At 73.2% G+C, this 17,461-nt stretch carries 13 protein-coding genes and 1 pseudogene; 7 read left to right on the top strand and 7 right to left on the bottom strand.

Features of this window, described 5'->3' with window-relative positions; all coding sequences use genetic code 11:
• Positions 1–106 precede the first annotated feature (106 nt).
• Entirely contained in the window at positions 107–883 is a 777-nt protein-coding gene (locus tag ABZ842_RS11275) for an SDR family oxidoreductase (protein ID WP_361535435.1), read from the bottom strand.
• 174 nt (positions 884–1,057) lie between these two features.
• On the opposite strand from ABZ842_RS11275, the gene ABZ842_RS11270 reads away from it, so the two are divergent.
• From ABZ842_RS11270 to ABZ842_RS11260, 3 genes are all read left to right on the top strand, one after another.
• Positions 1,058–2,335, top strand: a complete 1,278-nt coding sequence (locus ABZ842_RS11270; RefSeq protein ID WP_361535432.1) for a DUF1343 domain-containing protein — start codon at positions 1,058–1,060, stop codon at positions 2,333–2,335.
• Between the two features lie 88 nt (positions 2,336–2,423).
• A complete protein-coding gene (locus tag ABZ842_RS11265) occupies positions 2,424–3,806 on the top strand; it encodes an erythromycin esterase family protein (RefSeq protein WP_361535429.1) in 1,383 nt (460 codons plus the stop codon).
• A gap of 77 nt (positions 3,807–3,883) precedes the next feature.
• Positions 3,884–5,233, top strand: a complete 1,350-nt coding sequence (locus ABZ842_RS11260; protein WP_361535426.1) for a serine-threonine protein kinase — start codon at positions 3,884–3,886, stop codon at positions 5,231–5,233.
• 22 nt (positions 5,234–5,255) lie between these two features.
• Here ABZ842_RS11260 and ABZ842_RS11255 read toward each other — a convergent pair whose 3' ends face one another.
• Complete coding sequence (locus ABZ842_RS11255) at positions 5,256–8,138, bottom strand: penicillin acylase family protein (RefSeq protein ID WP_361535423.1); 2,883 nt, start codon at positions 8,136–8,138, stop codon at positions 5,256–5,258.
• Positions 8,139–8,715: 577 nt separating this feature from the next.
• Between ABZ842_RS11255 and ABZ842_RS11250 the strand changes: the two genes are divergently transcribed.
• Complete coding sequence (locus ABZ842_RS11250; protein ID WP_361535924.1) at positions 8,716–9,327, top strand: hypothetical protein; 612 nt, start codon at positions 8,716–8,718, stop codon at positions 9,325–9,327.
• A gap of 257 nt (positions 9,328–9,584) precedes the next feature.
• Here the strand turns inward: ABZ842_RS11250 and soxR are convergent, their stop codons facing one another.
• Complete coding sequence (gene soxR, locus ABZ842_RS11245) at positions 9,585–10,166, bottom strand: redox-sensitive transcriptional activator SoxR (RefSeq protein WP_361535420.1); 582 nt, start codon at positions 10,164–10,166, stop codon at positions 9,585–9,587.
• A 167-nt stretch (positions 10,167–10,333) separates the two neighbouring features.
• On the opposite strand from soxR, the gene ABZ842_RS11240 reads away from it, so the two are divergent.
• Positions 10,334–10,795: a MaoC family dehydratase gene (locus ABZ842_RS11240; RefSeq protein WP_361535417.1), complete on the top strand. Its 462-nt coding sequence runs from the start codon at positions 10,334–10,336 to the stop codon at positions 10,793–10,795.
• A 40-nt stretch (positions 10,796–10,835) separates the two neighbouring features.
• Here ABZ842_RS11240 and ABZ842_RS11235 read toward each other — a convergent pair whose 3' ends face one another.
• The gene (locus tag ABZ842_RS11235) at positions 10,836–11,465 is read right to left on the bottom strand and encodes a TetR/AcrR family transcriptional regulator (RefSeq protein ID WP_361535414.1); all 630 of its coding nucleotides are present in this window, start codon (positions 11,463–11,465) and stop codon (positions 10,836–10,838) included.
• Positions 11,466–11,563: 98 nt separating this feature from the next.
• A complete protein-coding gene (locus ABZ842_RS11230) occupies positions 11,564–12,715 on the bottom strand; it encodes an acyl-CoA dehydrogenase family protein (RefSeq protein ID WP_361535412.1) in 1,152 nt (383 codons plus the stop codon).
• Positions 12,716–12,772: 57 nt separating this feature from the next.
• Between ABZ842_RS11230 and ABZ842_RS11225 the strand changes: the two genes are divergently transcribed.
• Positions 12,773–13,417, top strand: a complete 645-nt coding sequence (locus ABZ842_RS11225) for a TetR/AcrR family transcriptional regulator (RefSeq protein WP_361535410.1) — start codon at positions 12,773–12,775, stop codon at positions 13,415–13,417.
• A complete protein-coding gene (locus ABZ842_RS11220) occupies positions 13,414–14,691 on the top strand; it encodes a HEAT repeat domain-containing protein (RefSeq protein WP_361535407.1) in 1,278 nt (425 codons plus the stop codon). Before ABZ842_RS11225 ends, ABZ842_RS11220 begins: the two co-directional genes overlap by 4 nt.
• Positions 14,692–15,067: 376 nt before the next feature.
• On the opposite strand, the pseudogene ABZ842_RS11215 reads toward ABZ842_RS11220, so the two are convergent.
• Positions 15,068–16,086 (bottom strand): annotated as a pseudogene (locus tag ABZ842_RS11215) (ATP-binding cassette domain-containing protein); the annotation flags it as partial.
• Between the two features lie 53 nt (positions 16,087–16,139).
• A complete protein-coding gene (locus ABZ842_RS11210; RefSeq protein WP_361535404.1) occupies positions 16,140–17,423 on the bottom strand; it encodes an MFS transporter in 1,284 nt (427 codons plus the stop codon).
• Positions 17,424–17,461 lie beyond the last annotated feature (38 nt).

The following is a 17,461-nucleotide window of genomic DNA, read 5'->3' as shown; positions in this document are numbered from 1 at the left end:
CTCGGATGCTGCGCGGCCCCGGCCCGGAGCCCGCGGGACGATCTTCCCATTGTCCGTCGGGGCGGACTGCCGCCGGTGCGCGGCGGCGGCCGGCGGCCGGGCGCGGTCACACGGGGCCGGCGGACCGCTTCTCCCAGACTTGCTGGACGCCGTTCATGCCGTCGAGCCAGGCATCCGGGTCCGTTGCCCTGGCCCGGTAGTACCCGGCCACCTCCGGGTGCGGCAGGACCAGGAAGCGGTCGGCCGTGATGGCGGCCATGAGGGCGTCCGCGACGGCCTCCGGCTCGATGGCGGACGGCGCGAGGACCATCTGGCCCAACTCCCCGGCTTCGGTCAGCATGTTCGTCCGCACGCCCTGCGGACAGATGGCGTGCACCTTGACGCCCCGGTGGCGGTAGGTGAGGGAGAGCCATTCGGCGAAGGAGTACGCGGCGTGCTTGGAGACGGTGTACGGAGCCGCGCCGAGCATGGCGAGGAGTCCGGCGGCGGAGACGGTGGAGACGAAGCGGCCCTCGCCGCGCTCCAGCCAGTCGGGCAGCAGGGTGCGCACGGCCCGTACGTGGGCCATCAGGTTGACGTCCCAGGCCGTGGACCAGACGTCCTCGTCCTCGGTGAAGGGGTCGCCGGCGGCGGCGATCCCGGCGTTCGCGCAGTAGACGTCGACGGTGCCGCCGAGGGCGTCGCGCGCGGCGGCGACGATCGTCGAGGCGTCGCCGGGCAGGGCGGTCGCGTCCAGTTCGGCGGCGACGGCCCGGGCCTTGTCGGCGTCGGCGTCGTTGACGACCAGTCGGGCGCCCTCCGCCGCGAAGCGGCGGGCGAGCGCGGCGCCGATGCCTCCGCCCGCGCCCGTGACCACGACGGCCGCACCGCGCAACTGGCTCATGGGAACCGCCCTTCTCCGTGTTCGATCTGACGTCCGTTCACCGAGCGGGGACATACTAAACGGTCGGTATGTACCACGGAAGGGGGCGGCCGGTGATCGATCCCTATCCCCGGCGGGCCGTGGGCATTAGCGTGCGTGACCTTGACGGAACGCGCACCGGACCGAAGGAGTCGTATGAGACCGTCGCACCTGTCGAGGCGGAACCTGTTGGCCGCGGGCGGCGCGGCCGGCGCGCTCGTCGCCGCCGGACCGGCCGCGCACGCGGACACGGACGACGAGAAGGCCGGGCGCGGCGGGCGCCGGCTGCGCACCGGCTTCGACCGGCTCGCGGCCGGCGGCTACGCCCAACTGGCCGGCCAGCGCGTCGGCGTGGTCACCAACCCGACCGGGGTCACCCCGGACGTACGGCACATCGTGGACGTGATGCACGGCGACGACCGGGTGGACCTCACCGCGGTCTTCGGCCCGGAGCACGGTTTCCGCGGCACCGCGCAGGCGGGCGGTTCCGAGGGCCGCTATGACGATCCGGCGACCGGACTGCCCGTGTACGACACGTACCAGAAGTCCGGGCAGCCGCTGGCGGACGTGTTCACCGCGTCCGGCGTGGACACGGTCGTCTTCGACATCCAGGACGCGGGCGCACGCTTCTACACGTACATCTGGACGCTCTACGACTGCATGGAGTCCGCGGCGCTCGCGGGGAAGCGGTTCGTCGTGCTGGACCGGCCGAATCCGATCACGGGCCGGGCGGCGCTGGGGCCCGTGCTGGACCCGCGGTTCGCCTCCTTCGTGGGGCGCCGCCCCATCTCCCAGGTGCACGGGATGACGGTCGCCGAACTCGCGCTCCTCTTCAACGGCGAGTTCCTGGCCGACCGTCCGGTGGAGTTGGAGACGGTGCGGATGTCGGGGTGGCGGCGGTCCGACTTCTTCGACGCCGGCGGTCTGCCGTGGGTGCCGCCGAGCCCCAACATGCCGACGCCGGAGACGGCACTGGTGTACGCGGGCACCTGCCTCTTCGAGGGGACGCAGGCGTCGGAGGGGCGGGGCACGACCCGGCCCTTCGAACTGCTGGGGGCGCCGGGCGTGGACTGGCGGTGGGCCGAGGCGGCGAACGGGCTGGGGCTGCCCGGGGTGCGGTTCCGGGAGGCGTACTTCACCCCGACGTTCAGCAAGCACCAGGGCAAGACGGTCGGCGGGGTGCAGATCCACGTCCACGACCGGACGTCCTTCGACCCGGTCCGCACCGGCGTCGGGCTGCTGGTGACGGCCCGGCGCGCCTGGCGCGAGTTCTCCTGGCTCACCTCCAATCCGACCTGGATCGACAAGCTCACGGGCTCGACGACGGTCCGCACGATGGTGGACGCGGGGGCGGACACGGACGAGGTCGTGGGCGCCTGGCAACGGGAGTTGGCCGCGTTCCGCGCGGTGCGCAAGAGGTACCTGCGGTACTGATCCCGACCCGGGTCCGGGGGGTGGCTCCACCTGGGAGTCGGGGGACAGCCGTCTGGTGGGGGCCGCGGCCGGTCCCGATCCTTGGATCATGGATCTGACACCACGTACCGGACCGCTTCCCCGCCCCCGCCAGCGGCTGCACGTGCCGCGGCGGGGGTTCACCGCGCTCGCGCTCGGGGGGCTGTTGGCGACCACGGCGACGGGGACCGCATCGGCCGCGGCCCCCTCCCCCGCGCGCAGGGCGGCGCCGGATCGCACGGTGGCCGCGCTGCGGCAGGCCGCGCATCCGCTGAGCGATCTGCGTCCGCTCGCGCGGATGGTCGGCTCGGCGCGGATCGTCGGCGTGGGCGAGGCGACCCACAGCTCCGCCGAGTTCTTCCGCACGAAGCACCGGGTCCTGCGCCACCTGGTGGAGGAGCAGGGCTTCCGGGCCTTCTCCCTGGAGGCGAACTGGAGCGCGGGGCTGCGGCTCGACGCGTACGTGGTGCACGGCCGGGGCGACCTGCGGCGCATCATGCGCGAGGAGTTCCAGAACTCGTACCGGATGTGGCACACCCGGGAGTACGAGGACCTGCTGCGCTGGATGCGGCAGTACAACGTCCGGCATCCGAAGGACCCCGTGCACTTCACCGGCAACGACATCGGGTACGCGGGCCCCGAGCTCTTCGACCGGGTGAGCGGGTACGTCTCCGAGCACCACCCCGCGTTGGCGCCGCGCGTGCGGGAGTTGTACGCGGCCTCGCGGCCCTCGGGGTCGGTGGACGCGTCGATGAAGGCGTACATGGCCATGCCGTTGGCCGAAAGGCGGGCCAGGTCCGCCGATGTGCACGAGGCGCTGGCGCTGTTGGAGGGCGCGCGGCCCGCGCCCGGGGCCGATGCCGCCGAGCGCGCCTGGGCGGTCCGGCACGCCCGGGTGATTGCCCAGGTCGGCGCCTTGTACACATATGACTTCGACACCCCGGAAGGCGTCCGGGGGTCGATGTTGCACCGGGACCGGATCATGGCCGAGAACACCGTGTGGTGGCATCGGCAGACGGGGCAGAAGGTGGTGCTGTCGGCGCACAACGGGCACGTGGGGTACGCGTCACCACAGCCGAATCAGTACCCCAAGATGCAGGGCGCCTTCATCCGGGACGCGCTGGGGCGCGGATACGTGAACGTGGGGTTCACCTTCGGCCGGGGCTCGTTCAACGCGTCCGACCTGACCGACCCGGCGGAACCGATACGCGAGTTCACCGTGGACCCGGCCGGCCCCGGCAGCAACGAGGAGGTCCTGGAGCGGGTGGCGCGCCGGGACTACTACCTCGATCTCCGTACGGCGCCCGCCGCGGCCCGCGCGTGGGCGGACCGCGCCCGCCCCACCCGCAGCATCGGCACCGGCTGGCCCGTCGAGGCGGATCGAACGCGACTGCTCGGGGCGTACGACGTACTGGCCCACCTCCCCCGCATCACGGCGGCCGACCTGATCTGATCGATCACGTCCGAGGTATGGCCGGCCCCCTCCTTGCGCAGGATGCTGCTAGCGGATTCGGCTGGGGAGGGGCGCTCGTGGTGTGGACGGACGTGGGGCCTTATCAGGACATCACCTTCGACAAGGACGGAGACGTCGATCCGGAGCAGCGGGACCGGCTGTTGGGGGTGGAGGCGACCGACGTGGTGCTGTTCGCGCATGGCTGGAACACCTCCCCCGCGGTCGCCGAGCGGCTGTACGCCACATTCTTCGCGTACTTCCCCGAACTGGTCGGCCCGGGGGTGCGGCTCGGGTACGCGGGGGTGGTCTGGCCGTCGATGAGGTTCGGTGACGAGCCGCTGCCGCAACTGCCGGGCGCCGCGCTGCCCGTCGCGCCGTCGACCGGTCTGGACGCGGCCAGCCGGCAGGCGCTCGCCGGGCTCTTCCCCGGGCACACGGGCACGGTCGCCCGGCTCGCCGCGCTGCTCGACGAGCGGCCGGCTTCGGCGTCCGCGGTGGCGGAGTTCGGGCGGCTGGCCCGCCGGCTCGCCGAGGCGCCCGCGGGCGGGCTGGAGACGTCCTGCTTCACGGACGACCTGCCCGGTGACGAACAGGGCCCGCCCGCGGTGCTGTTCGAGGACCCGCTGGCCTTCTCCCGGCGGCTCGCGCACGCGCTGGCGAAGGTCGACGACGGCGCACGGACCGGGCCGGTCCCCACCTTCGGCTTCGACCCGCCCGACGGGTGGGACGGGCTGTGGCGGGGCGCGAAGGAACTGCTGCGGCAGAGCACGTACTACGCGATGAAGCGCCGGGCGGGCACGGTCGGAGAGCTCGGGCTCGGACCGCTCGTCGCCCAACTCGCCCGCTCGCGCCCGGCGCTGCGGATCCATCTGGTCGGCCACAGCCAGGGCGCGCGCCTGGTCGCCTTCGCCCTGCGCGGGCTGCCCGACGGGGTGCGCACGGTGAAGTCGGTGACCCTGCTCCAGGGCGCTTTCTCGCACTACGCGTTCGCCCACGCGCTGCCGCACGCGGCCGGCCGCTCGGGCGCCCTGCGCTCGATGGAGCAGCGGGTCGACGGACCGGTGGTGGCCTGCCACTCCCACCACGACACCGCACTCGGCACCTTCTATCCGCTCGCCTCCGGGCTCGCCCGCGACGACCGCAGCGCCCACCACCTCGACGGTGCGCCCGGCGCCGCCCCGATCCCCTTCCCTGATCCGGGCCCGCGGTGGTGGGCGGTGGGGCACGACGGCTTCCGGGCGGCGCCGCACGCGCCCCGGCTGACCTTGGCCGACGCGCTGGCCAGCGGTCTGCCGCGGGCGGGCTGCGTCAGCGTGGACGTCTCCTCCGTGGTGCACCGCGGCGGCCCGCCGTCCGGTGCGCACAACGACATCTGCCATCCGGAGTTGGCGCAGTTGGTGGTGGAGGCGGGCCGCCTCGGGGACTGATCCCCGCCGTGCCGGAGCCTTGTCAGCGGTGTGCGGGGAACTCGACGACCTGTTGGTACGTCGGCCGGTTCTGCCAGTGGACCGTCGGATGGGTGATGCCGCCCATCGGCCGGTGCACGATGGCGTCGGCGCACCACTGGTCGCCCGCGGCGCAGCTGGCGTCCCCGGGGTAGACCTGCGCCGGGGTCAGGGCGGCGGCCTGCTTGAGGGTGGTCAGGAGCGCGTCGCGGCAGGCGGAGAGGGCTCCGTTGCCGCAGTACTGGGCCCCGAGCGGCGAGGAGACCGGACGGCCGAGCACCCGGCGCAGATCCTTGTCGACATATCCCCACCAGCCGTACTGGAAGGCGGAGCCGCCGTGGGCACCGGTCGGGCCGTGGGTGGCGCCGGGGGACTCGTCGACGGCGAGGTTCGCGGTCAGGGCCCGGTACAGCGGGGTGCCGAGCCCGGGTTCGAAGACGCCTTGGACCAGCCGCGGCCACCAGGCGTCCAGGACGCGGATCGCGTCGGCGTGCGGATAGCTGCGCGAGCCTGGCGCCGACTCCTTGCGCTGGGCGCCGGCGACACGCCAGGCGTCCAACTGTTGGACTACGGCGTTCAGTTGGGGGTCGGTCACCGGCTGGGAGCGCAGTACGGCCAGCAGCACCGGCAGCAACTGTTCCCCGCGCAGGTCGGTGACGGCGGCTTCGGCCATCGCCCGGGTGAGCGAGGCGCGGGTGACCCCGCCCGTCGCCACCAGTCGGGCGACCCGGTCGTCGAGCAGGTCGCCGCGGTGGACCGAACCGAACCCGAAGGCCGCGGCGCCGAAGTCCTTGGCCTGCTTGTTGTTCCACGAGACGTAGTAGTCCTGGCCGACGGACTGGGGGTGCTCGGCGAAGGGCGTGTACGCGGCGGTGTTGGCCGTCGGGTCGAAGTCCCGCCACTCGTTGGCCCGGTCGGCGGTGACGGGCAGCGCCGGGTCGACGTCGGGCGCCCGCACCGGGTTGTCGCCGCTGTTGAAGTAGGCGGCGGTGCGGGAGTCGGCGTAGAACCAGTTGAAGGCGTAGCCGATCTCGGCCGCGGCCCGCTGGAAGGAGCGGGCGTCGGTGACGTAGGAGGGGTCGTTCAGCAGTTGGAAGCCGATGATGGAGTCCGCCTCGTGGCGGTAGGTGGTGCGCAGCGAGGTGTAGGCGACGGGCTTGCCGCCGACGGTGGCGCGATGGGTGACCAGGCCGTACTTGGTGCGCCAGACCTGCATCCGGTAGGAGCCGGCTGCGGTGGAGTCGGCGACGGAGGGCCGCCAGGCGTTGCGGCGCTCCAGCTTCTCCATCGGGGTGCAGGTGCCCCGGAACAGGTAGTGGTCGGCGTCCTTGCCGGGGGTGCCGCCGCCGGGTGCGCACAGTTCCACGGCGTACACGTCGGTGATGTCCTGGAGGGCGGAGGTGGCCGACCAGGCGTAGTCCTTGCCGCGGCCCATCTGCACGTACATCCCGACGCCGGCGAAGGCGACGCCGCGGGCGGAGATGCCCGGCCCCTGGAGCTCCTGGAGCATCATCAACTGGGGGGCGAAGTAGCCGGTCTGGGGGCCGAAGACGGCGACGGGGCTGCCGCTCGCGGTGTGCGCGCCGGACACGAGCAGGGCGTTGGACATGCCCTTCCTCGCATCCAGGCTGCCGGCCGGCAGGACGCCGTCGTCGAACATCCCTTGGGCGGGGCGCAGGGCCTTCGGGGCGCGGACCGGGTCTTTGGCGGCGGCGCGCGGGCCGCGGGTGAGCGCCGAGCCGGTGCGGTCGTGCACCAGTTGCTCCGGGACGACGGAGCCGGGGTCGGGCAGCGCGGTGCCGCGCGGGTTCGCGGGCTTTTGCGCGTACGGGAAGCTGGTGCCGTCGTGGACGGTGAGTTGCGCCTCGGAGTCCTCGCGCTGGCGCCAGGTCTCCCAGATCCGGGTGCCTTCGGCCAGGCCGTACTTCTCCTGCGCGGCGAGCAGCGAGAGCGCGGCCTGCACCTCGCCGCCGCCCCCGCCGCCGAACTGGCCGCCGACGACGGAGGCGATGGCGATCAGGTCGGTGAGGGTGAAGGGCTTGATCTCCCCGGCGTTGGTGATGGAGTCGACGTGTCCGGTGAGCACGTACTCTCCGGGGAAGTACCGGCCGTTCTTGGACTGCACGCGGTACGCGTTGATGCCGTCGACGTACGCCTGGGCGTCGGCCATGGCCTGCTCGCCGCGCGGGCCCTCGGTGGTGCGGATGCGGTCGACCTGGGCCTGGTAGTCGGCTTCGGTGTACGGGGCCTGGGGCCAGAACTGCTGTTCCAGGCCCTGGTTGGCGAGGGCGCCGCCGGCGAAGGGGGTCAGGGAGCCGCGGCCGATGTTGCGGAAGAGGTCCATCATCCACAGCCGGTCCTGGCCGGCGGCGTAGCCGGCGCCGAACTCGGTGCCGTAGCGGGTGGTGCCCTTGATGTGGGGGACGCCGGTCTTCTTGTCGCGGGTGATGGTGACGTCGGGCCGCGGGGAGGCGACGGACTCGACCTGGTCCGCAGGGACGCCGAAGGAGGCGTCGTTGAAGAAGTCGTTGACCTTGGCGTCGGTGATGCCGCCGTAGCCGCCGACCAGCGAGTCGTAGCGGGCGAGTTGGTCGGAGCTGTGGCCGGGGCGGGTGCCGAAGACCCGGTGGGCGAGGATCTCGGCGAGGGTGGCGTTGCCGTTCTGGCCCGGCGGCAGGACGTCGGAGCACTGGCCGGCGCACAGGTCTCCGTCGGCCGCGGCGCGGGCGGCGGGCGGCGCGGGTTCGGGCGCGGCGAGGGCCTGCGGCACGGGGGTCAGCAGCGAGGCGGCGAGCGCCAGCACCGCGGCGGCGGTCCCGACGGCGGACCGTCGTGCGCGCCGGGCTCTGGTGGGGTGTCGTCCGGTGGTTCCGATGCGTCGTCGCATGGCGGTACTCCTCGGTGGGGCCGGTGTGCGGCGGAGGTTACTGCGGGTAAGCCGGCGGAGTAAGGTGAACAACCGTCACCTTTGCCGAATCGCCACGAAGCCGGGGCGGTGGCGACGGGGTGCGTCCCGGTGCGGCGGTGGCGATTCCGTCAAAGACGTGGAGATGGACGGAAAGCCCGTTCAGAGCCGGCCGCTCGGGGCAGACGCGAGGCATGAGGAGAGCGAAGGGACCCAAGAGATTTAGGGCCTGTCTTGCGGATCAGGCTGGATCAGGGAGCGAGGTCTGGTGCCGTGGATCTCAAGGCGGAGGAGAGAGTCGACGCGGAGTGTCGGCGACCGACGACAACGCGGAGTGGGGGCACCTCCCGGGCCGAAGGCCCAGGGGGAGCGGTGCCAGGGCACGCGAGCCCAGCAAGATCCGCAAGACAGGCCCTAGGAGACGCCCGGACAACGACCGGCCGCAGCCTGCCGTGGGCGTTTGCCTGATGGCCCCCATCGGATTTCCGATGGAGCCGGATCGGGCACTCGTACGTCCATTCCTCGACGCCGAAGTACAGCGACGGAGGTGGCAGTGACGATGGCCGGTTTCCGCAGTCTCGCGAGACAGGTGCGTGACCCGCGGTGTGACCTGGCGCTACGGCGCTACTCACTGCGCAAGTGCCTGGAGCGTTTCGCCCCGTACGGACACCGGGCGACGTGGGACCACCTGTGTGCCAGGCACGGCATCGAACCCGAGGACCGGGCCCCCGATCCGGCGCGGCTGGTGGCCGCGCTCGACGAGTTGGAGCGGGCCCGTACGGTCTGGCTCGGCTACGAGGAGGGCTTCGCCGACCGCCGCAAGCGCGAGAAGCACGACGGGCTGCGCCGCCCGTCGGCCGCGGACGAGTGGCACCGGCACGCCTGGGGCGGCAACGGCGTCGCGCGCTGCGACAGCCCTCGCGCACACCCCTCCGCGCCCCTGGACGAGGTGTTGCGCCGGTTGGTGGCCGCGCTGGAGGACGAGCCCGGCGCGGCCTGCCCCGTGTGCGGGACGACGGCCATCGTGTGGCGGCATGACCTGGAGCAGGAGCCGTGGACCGGGCCCGTGTGCACCGGCTGCGGCATCGTGGTGCCGCAGCCGGTGCTCAATGCGCAGGCGGTCACGGCGGCGAAGGCGGCCGGGCGCAGGGAACTCGCCTCGGTCGCATGAGCGGGCCCGCCGGCGCGAGCGCGGCGCGGGACCGCACCCGGGCGCCGCGCCGCGCCCAAGCCCCGCCGTGGCATCGCGCCGAAGCGTCGCCCCGTATCAGACGAAAATGCGGTGGCCCCACTGGTTTGCCATGGGGAGAGTTGGGCACACGCGAAGGCCGCCCAGATGGCCCGGCGCGTGGTGACGGGCCCGGCTCAACGGGGGTGCGGGCCCGTCCGCCAGCTTGAGCGCCGCGGCCGGCAGCGCGCACCGACGGCTCAGCGGCAGGGTTCCGTACCGTCGCCCGCAGCGCCGTCGGGCGTACAGACGTCGCTCGACCGCGGCACCGCCGCGCGCTCGCCGGCCTCACCGGCTTCGCCGGTCCGCTCTCCCCCTTCGCCCCACAGGGGCCCCGGCATCAGGCGGGAGCCCGGGCGCTGGCGGCCGAAGGCGTCCTCCGGGTTGGACAGGGCGCAGGTCTCCAACGAGAGGCAGCCGCAGCCGATGCACTCGGTGAGGGTGTCCCTGAGCCGGCCGAGCTGCTTGATGCGCTCGTCCAGCTCCCGGCGCCAGACGCGGGACAGCCGCGCCCAGTCCTCCCGGTCCGGCGTCCGCTCCTCGGGCAGCTCCGCGAGCGCGTCCCTGATGGTGGCGAGCGGGATCCCGACGCGCTGCGCGGCACGCACGAAGGCCACCCGGCGCAGCGTGTCACGGCTGTAGCGGCGCTGGTTTCCGCTGGTCCTACGGCTGTGGATCAGCCCCTTGGCCTCGTAGAAGTGCAGGGCGGAGACGGCCGCGCCGCTGCGGAGCGAGAGCTGGCCGACGGTGAGTTCGTTGCGGGTGTCGCGCGTCTGGGGCATCCAGCGAACCCTACTGGGTGGTCCGTTGACAGCGGAGCGCCCGCCCACGCATGCTGAGCAAACGCTTAGAAGGTACGGACGACAGCGGGCGGCTGCCCGTACGCCCACGCGTTCGCCCCCGCGCGCCGCCGTGCGTACGACCGCCCGCGAGAGGCAGGGAGCTGGACATGGCCGAGCCGAGGATCTTCACCTCCGCCGACGAACTGGGCGCCGCGGTCGGCGAGGAGCTGGGGCACAGCGACTGGCTGGAGGTCGACCAGCAGCGGATCGACCTGTTCGCGGAGGCGACCGGCGACCACCAGTGGATCCACGTGGACCCGGAGCGGGCGAAGGACGGCCCCTTCGGGACGACCATCGCCCACGGGTATCTGACGCTGTCGCTGCTGCCCGTGCTCGTACCGCAGGTGCTGCGGGTCGAGGGGATGAAGATGGGCCTGAACTACGGCACCAACAAGGTCCGCTTCCCCGCGCCCGTGCCGGTCGGCTCCCGGCTGCGCGCCTCGGTGACGCTCGCCGAGGTGGTGGAGGCGGGCGGCGGCGTCCAGGTGACGGCGAAGGTGACCGTGGAGCGGGAGGGCGGCACCAAGCCGGTGTGCGTGGCCGAGTCCGTCTCCCGCTACTTCTTCTGAGCCCCCCGCCTCCGCTGCCGGGCCGCGGCCCGGCGGGCGCTCACCGCCCGGCGGAGACCATCCGCAGCACGAGGTCGGCGTAGAGCGCGCCGACCTCCTCGGGCGTACGGCTCCCCCGCACGTTGAACCACCGCGCCACGTCGATGCAGAGCGAGAGCACGGCGAGCGTGGTGCCGGGCACGTCCGGCACGTCGAACTCGCCGCTCTCCACGCCCGCGCGCAGGATCTCGCGCACGACGGCGTCGCTCTGCCGCCGCAGGGCCACGATCTCGGTGCGGTGCTCGGGGGCGAGCGCGTCGAGTTCGTACTGCACCACCCGGGCGGTGTCGTGGCGCCCGGCGTGCCAGCGCACGAAGGAGCCGACCGCCTCGGCCAACTGCTCCGACGGGGTGCCGCCGCGCTCGGCCGCCGCGGAGAGCACCGCCAGCGCACGGGTGTGCCCGATGCGGCTGATGCGGTGCAGCAGCTCTTCCTTGGTCTTGTAGTGGATGTAGAGCGCGGCGGGGCTCATGCCGGCGCGGCTCGCGATGTCCCGGGTGGTCGTGGCGTGGTAGCCGCGCTCGGCGAACGCCTCGACGGCGGCGACGAGCAGCTTCCTGGCCGCATCGGGCTCGACCTCGCCCCACGGCACGTCCTCGCCCTCGCGGGTCGCGTGCTCCGCCGCTGCCATGGGCTCTCCTTAAGGCGCATCAGGGGGGATCACCATACCCTGATGATGAGCAAGCGCTTAGGGTCCGTACGCCACCCGTACGCGCCCGTGCGGGTGGCTCAGAACGCGGAGACCCCGGTCAGGTCGCGGCCGATGATCAGCTTCTGGATCTGGCTGGTGCCTTCGTACAGCGTCATCACCCGGGCGTCCCGGACCAGCTTCCCGACCGGGTACTCGTCGATGTAGCCATAGCCACCGTAGACCTGGAGGGCGTTGTTGGCCGCCCGGACCGCCGCTTCGGAGGCGTACAGCTTCGCCTGGGACGCGGCGGTGGCGAAGTCCTGGCCGCGGTCGACGAGGTCGGCCACCCGCCAGGTCAGCAGCCGGGCCGCCGCGACGTCCACGGAGATGTCGCTGATCAGCTCCTGGACGAGTTGGTGCGCGGCGATGGGCCGGCCGAACTGCTCGCGTTCGCGCGCGTAACCGACGGCGGCGTCCAGGGCCGCCTGGGCGATGCCGACGCAGCCCGCCGCGACCGACATCCGCCCCTTGGCCAGGGCGGACATCGCCACCGAGAAGCCCTTGCCCTCGGGCCCGAGCATCGCCGACGCGGGCACCCGCACGTCGTCGAAGACCAACTCGGCGGTGGCCTGGCCGCGCAGCCCCAGCTTTCCGTGCACCGGGCGGCGGTCGAGCCCGGGAGCGTCGGCGGGCACCAGGAAGGCCGACAGTCCCCGGTGTCCGGGGGTGTCGTTGGTGCGGGCGAAGACCAGGGCGAGGTCGGCCCAGGTGCCGTTGGTGATGAACATCTTGGTGCCGGTGATCCGGAAGTCCCCGCCGTCCGGCACGGCGCGGGTGGTCAGGTTTCCGGCGTCGGAGCCGGTGCCGGGCTCGGTGAGCGCGAAGCAGCCGAGGGCCTCGCCGGCGGTGAGCCTCGGCAGCCACGTCCGCTTCTGCGTCTCGTCGCCCCAGGTCGCGAGCGTCTTGGCGACCAGCCCGAGGGAGACGGAGACGATGCCGCGCACGGCGGAGTCCCCGCGCCCCAACTCCTCGGTGACCAGACAGTACGCGAGGTGGTCGCCGCCACAGCCGCCGTACTCCTCGGGGACGGTCAGCCCCAAGAAGCCCAACCGGCCGAGTTGTTGCACGATCCCGCGGTCCACGCTCTCGGCGCGGTCCCAGGCGGCGGCGTTCGGGGTGACCTCCCGGCGTACGAAGTCCTCCGCCAGCTGTCGGACGGCCGACTGCTCCTCGCTCAGCTCCAGATCCATGGGCCCCTCTTTTACTAGCACTGCTAGTTTTCTGTTGGCAGCCCTACTATGTGCGGCATGGCCCGACCCCGCAAGCCCCTGCTCAGCCGTGACCGGATCGTCGCCGCGGCGAGCGCGCTGGTGGACGCGGAGGGCCTGGAGGCGGTCTCCACCCGCCGGCTCGCCGCCGAGTTGGGCGTCAGCGGCCCTTCCCTGTACAACCACTTCCGCACCAAGGACGACATCCTGGAAGCGGTGGCCGACGCGGTGAGCGCCCAGGTCGACCTGGAGATGTTCGACCCAGCCGACGGACGCGACTGGCGCACCGCGCTGCACGACTGGGCGGTGTCGTACCGCGCCGCCCTCAAGGCCCATCCGAACATCGTCCCGGTCTTCGCCCGCGGCCCCGGCCGGCGCCCCGCGGGGCTGCGCATCGCCGACGCCGTCTTCGGCGCGATGGTCCGCGCCGGCTGGCCGCCCGCCGAGGCCACCCGCATCGGCGCCCTGATGCGCTACTTCATCACCGGTTCCGCGCTCGCCTCCTTCGCCGGCGGCTTCGTCGACGACGAGAGTGCCTACGACCCCGCCGACTATCCGCACCTGGGCCGGGCGCACCTGCTGGCGGAGCATCGGCAGCAGGTCGACGAGGGCGCCTTCGACACCGGGCTGCGGGCCATAATCACTGGGCTGACCAGCGAGTACGCGGCTATCGTGCGGACGTGAACGACGCACCCGAGCGCACCGCGGAGAGCGCCGCCGCGCTGGTGGCCGCCGTGGTGGACGGCGACGACGGGACCGCAGCCGCGCTGCTCGCGGACGGCGCCGACCCCGACGCGCGCGACGACGATGGCCGAACGGTCCTGCACCTGGCCATCGACCGCTTCGCGGACCGGGTCGCCGAGGCCCTCTTCGACCACGGCGCGGACCTTCGACTGCCGGACGCGGACGGCCGCGGCGCGCTGGTGCGCACCGTCGACTCCGGATCGCCGGACCTGCTGCTCGCCCTGGTCAGAAGGGACCCGACCCGGCTCACCGACGAGGAGCGCACCGAACTGCTCGCGCTGGCACGGCACTGGCACGAGGTCGGCGTCGAGGCGGAACTGCGCCGCCGCACGGGCGCGAGCGGCCCCGTCGAGCGCCGCCGGGTGCGGGACCAGTGGACCGACTGCGACGAAGTGTCCCTCGGGGGCCTGACCGTACGGGACGGACACACCGCGGTCCTCACCGAGTTGGAGACCGAGTTCGGCGTCCCGGCCCCCTTCGACGAACTGCTCCGGCGCGCCGTGGAGTGCGCGGACACCTCCCATCTGACCTGGAGCGCCGCGGCGGCCGTGATCGCCGACACGCGCGACGGGGCCGGCTGGGAGGCGGCAGCGGCGCTACGCGGCCACCCCGATCCCTTGGTGCGGTACTTCGGTGTGGACGTGCTGCGCATGACGTACGTCACGGGGTGGGACTTCCTGTGGTCGAAGGGGCCCAATCCGTGGGCTCGGCGGCTGCTTGACGTCCTGCTGCCCTGGTCGGACGACGAGGACGACCCGGAGGTCCTCGCCCTGGTCCTGTACGCGCTCGCCGAGGACGAGGACCCGCGCGCGGTCGCCGCGCTGCTGCGGCACCTCGACCACCCCGAGGGCCGGGTGCGCGCCGAGGTCGCCAGGGGGCTGATCCGCCACGACCGTCCCACCGAGCACCTGGACGTGGTCCTCTCGCTGACCCGGGACGCCGACCCGCTGGTCAGGCAGCACGCGTGCTACGAGGTCGCGGCGGCGGCGCGCACCGAACGGCGCGACGACGTCGTGGCAGTGCTGGCCGAACGCCTGGACGACGACCGTCCGACGGTCCTGCTCGCCGTCGCCCGCTCGCTGGCGCTCTGCCGGGACGCGCGGTGCGTCGTCGCCCGCGATCGGCTGCCGGAGGAGTACCGGACCTCTCGCTACGACGACTTCCTGGCCCCGGTGTGGCACTACGAGCCCGCCGCCCCCGCCCCACGCGCGTGACGGCGTCACCGACTGGACTTACCCGCCGTTTCCCTGCGGGTCGATTGGTCTCTGAGGCCCGGTGGTGAGTTGTTCGCGCAGTTCCCCGCGCCCCAAAAACCTCCGCCCCAGCCCGCAGACGAGTGACGGGGGCAGCGAAACAGGTGGCGCTGGGGGTACCACCACGCCCCTCGGGCGTCCTGGGGGTACCACCACGCCCCTCGGGCGTCCTGGGGGTACCACCACGCCCTTCGGGCGTAGGGGGCGGAACTGCGCGACAAGCCACCCACCAGGCAGCAGTGGCCAATGACTCCGCAGGGAAACGGCGAGGGTGCCTAGGGGCGCGGGGTCCCCCTGCGCGCGAGGGGGGCGCCTCCCGCGCAGCGCACGAGGTCGCGGGAGGGGGGCAGATTCGGGTGCCGTGGTGGTCGAAGACGTAGAGCTGGGCGAGGTCGATCAGGACGGGGACCTGCGCGCCGGGTCTGAGCCAGGTGTCGGGGCTGGTGCGCACGAACAGGTCGCTGGTCGGGACGGGCGGCAGCTCCGGGTCGTCGGGCCCGTAGTGCCCGTACGGCGGGGACGCCCGCTCCTCGCCCCCGACGGCCGCGACGCGGGCCCGGGCCCGTTCCCCGAGCCGGCGCAAGACGCCGGCGGCGGACGGCGCATCGCCGGCCCGCGCGGGCTCGGGGGTGCGGGACGCTTCGAGTTCGGGCACCACGGCCGGCCGCGACCCGGTGTGCATGTGCACCAGGACTTCGTGGCCCTGGTACTCCACGTACTCGACGGTCCCCGACAGCAGGGCCTCGCCGGCGCGCCGCTGCCCGGGCGCCGCGATCCGCGCGGCGTCCGCGCGCAGCCCCACGATCAGCGCCCGGCCCCGGTGGACGCAGAGCAACTGGTGGTCGGGGCTCAGCGGTTCCGGCAGTTGCAGCCGCTGCGCGCCGAGCACCACGGACAGGGAGTCGGCGAGCGGCGCGTGCACGACGGCCCGCAGCAGATTGATGCGGGGCGTGCCGATGAAGGCGGCGACGAAGATGTTGCGCGGCAGGGCGTACGTCGCGCGCGGGGTGCTGACCTGCTGGAGCGCTCCGTCACGTAGGACGGCGACCCGGTCGCCGAGCGACATGTCCCGGTTGGTCATGGTGGGGTAGAGGGCGAATTTCTGGAACACCATCGCCATGTCGCGTTCGCGCGGCGGTAGATGGCCGGCCGGGGCGCCGTCGAGGGCAATTCCCCTTCGGTGAGCTCCTCCAGTGCGGCGATCATGCGGAGCACGGTCGATTTTCCGCAACCGGACGGGCCGACGAGGACCACGAATTCCCCTGGCTCGATATCGAAGGCGAATCGGTCGACCGCGGTGTGCCGTCCGCGTCCGAAGCGCTTGGTGACATGGTGAAGCGAGATCGCGCGCGTCATAAGGGTCCGCCGTGATGTGGGGGGGGTGGCTGGGGTGCCAGAAAGCTAGCCCACTAATCCCTTTCGGGGAATGCGTCGGACGGATGTTCGTCGCGCTTCTTCCGCGCCTCGGCCAAACCCCCCGGAACTTGGTTGAAAACTCTGCGAATTCCCTTCTCCGTAGCGGGATTCGGCTTGCGGGCGCTCAGCCCCGTGGCCGCGAGCAGCAGCACTCCGAGCATCAGGAACGGGGCCGTGGGTCCGGTGGCTCCGGCGAGGAGTCCGGCGGCGGCGGGGGCCGCGACCTGGCCGAGCCGATTGCCCGTCAACCGCAGTGCGAGCGCGGTGGAGCGCGCCTGCGGGGGCGAGGCTTGTACGACGGTCGTCATCGACAGCGGCTGTCCCGCGCCCAGGCAGAAGCCGAGGGCGGTCAGCAGCACGGCCAGCGCCCACAGCGGCAGCGGGAGGGCGACGGCGGCGCAGAGCAGGGCCCCCAGCAGACAGCTGCCGGCCAGCAGGACCGTACGGCCCAACAGCCGTATCAGCGGGGCCATCACCAGCCGGCAGGCGATGGTGGCCGCGGCGCGCAGGCTCAGCAGCACGCCGACGACGAAGGGGGCGATGCCGCGCTCCTCGCCGATGACCGGCAGGTAGGCGGTGAGCACGTCGACCGCGGAGAGCACGGCGAGGCTGATGAAGATGCCGGCGGGCACGCCCCGGGTGCGCAGGATGTGGCGGACGGGCACGGCGGCCGGCTCCTCGGGAGCCCCGACCGCCTTCCGGCTCCGCCGGGCCGCACGGGCTTCGACGCGCCACATCGAGGTGAGGGCGACCGCGCAGACGCCCGCGGCGACGACCAGGGCGAGGGCGCTGGTGCGGCCCATGGCGCCGTCCTGCCCGGAGACGGTGAGGCCGGCTGCGAGCGGGCCGACGAGTTGGCCGAGCGAGACGCCGACGGTGAGGTGGCCGAAGTCCCGGTCCTGCTCGTCCGGCAGGGAGCGACGGGCCACGATCGACTGGGCGCCGATGACGAACGCCAGGTGGCCAAGGCCCATCACCCCGCTCCAGGCCGCCAGCGTGGTCAGGCTGTCCGCCGAGCCGCTGAGCGCACAGCCCGCCGCTATCAGGGCGACGCCGAGGTAGAGCAGGGGCGTGCACCGGCCGTGGTCGGTGCGGCGGCCCAGCGGGACCGCGGCGAACAGCGGGAGCAGCGCGTACGCCCCGGCGATGACGCCGATCGCGCGCTCGTCGGCGCCGAGCGCGAGGGCCCGGTAGGAGACGGCCGGCCGCGCCATCGACACCGCCGCCTGCGTGAAGCCGAAGGCGATGACGAGACGCAGCAACCATCCCCGGTCCATGGGGCTCCTCGACGCTCCTGGCCGGCCGCGCCGGCCGG

Source organism: Streptomyces sp. NPDC047315 (genome assembly GCF_040643215.1).
Lineage (GTDB): Bacteria > Actinomycetota > Actinomycetes > Streptomycetales > Streptomycetaceae > Streptomyces.
This window is presented reverse-complemented; position numbering and strand designations above follow the sequence as displayed.

What these genes read in the sequence shown, in the direction of transcription:
- ABZ842_RS11225 (WP_361535410.1), top strand. Translation starts at nt 12,773, where the DNA reads ATGGCCCGACCCCGCAAGCCCCTGCTCAGCCGTGACCGGATCGTCGCC.
- ABZ842_RS11275 (WP_361535435.1), bottom strand. Translation starts at nt 883, where the DNA reads ATGAGCCAGTTGCGCGGTGCGGCCGTCGTGGTCACGGGCGCGGGCGGA.
- soxR (WP_361535420.1), bottom strand. Translation starts at nt 10,166, where the DNA reads ATGCCCCAGACGCGCGACACCCGCAACGAACTCACCGTCGGCCAGCTC.
- ABZ842_RS11230 (WP_361535412.1), bottom strand. Translation starts at nt 12,715, where the DNA reads ATGGATCTGGAGCTGAGCGAGGAGCAGTCGGCCGTCCGACAGCTGGCG.
- ABZ842_RS11250 (WP_361535924.1), top strand. Translation starts at nt 8,716, where the DNA reads ATGGCCGGTTTCCGCAGTCTCGCGAGACAGGTGCGTGACCCGCGGTGT.
- ABZ842_RS11265 (WP_361535429.1), top strand. Translation starts at nt 2,424, where the DNA reads ATGGATCTGACACCACGTACCGGACCGCTTCCCCGCCCCCGCCAGCGG.
- ABZ842_RS11210 (WP_361535404.1), bottom strand. Translation starts at nt 17,423, where the DNA reads ATGGACCGGGGATGGTTGCTGCGTCTCGTCATCGCCTTCGGCTTCACG.
- ABZ842_RS11240 (WP_361535417.1), top strand. Translation starts at nt 10,334, where the DNA reads ATGGCCGAGCCGAGGATCTTCACCTCCGCCGACGAACTGGGCGCCGCG.
- ABZ842_RS11235 (WP_361535414.1), bottom strand. Translation starts at nt 11,465, where the DNA reads ATGGCAGCGGCGGAGCACGCGACCCGCGAGGGCGAGGACGTGCCGTGG.
- ABZ842_RS11255 (WP_361535423.1), bottom strand. Translation starts at nt 8,138, where the DNA reads ATGCGACGACGCATCGGAACCACCGGACGACACCCCACCAGAGCCCGG.
- ABZ842_RS11270 (WP_361535432.1), top strand. Translation starts at nt 1,058, where the DNA reads ATGAGACCGTCGCACCTGTCGAGGCGGAACCTGTTGGCCGCGGGCGGC.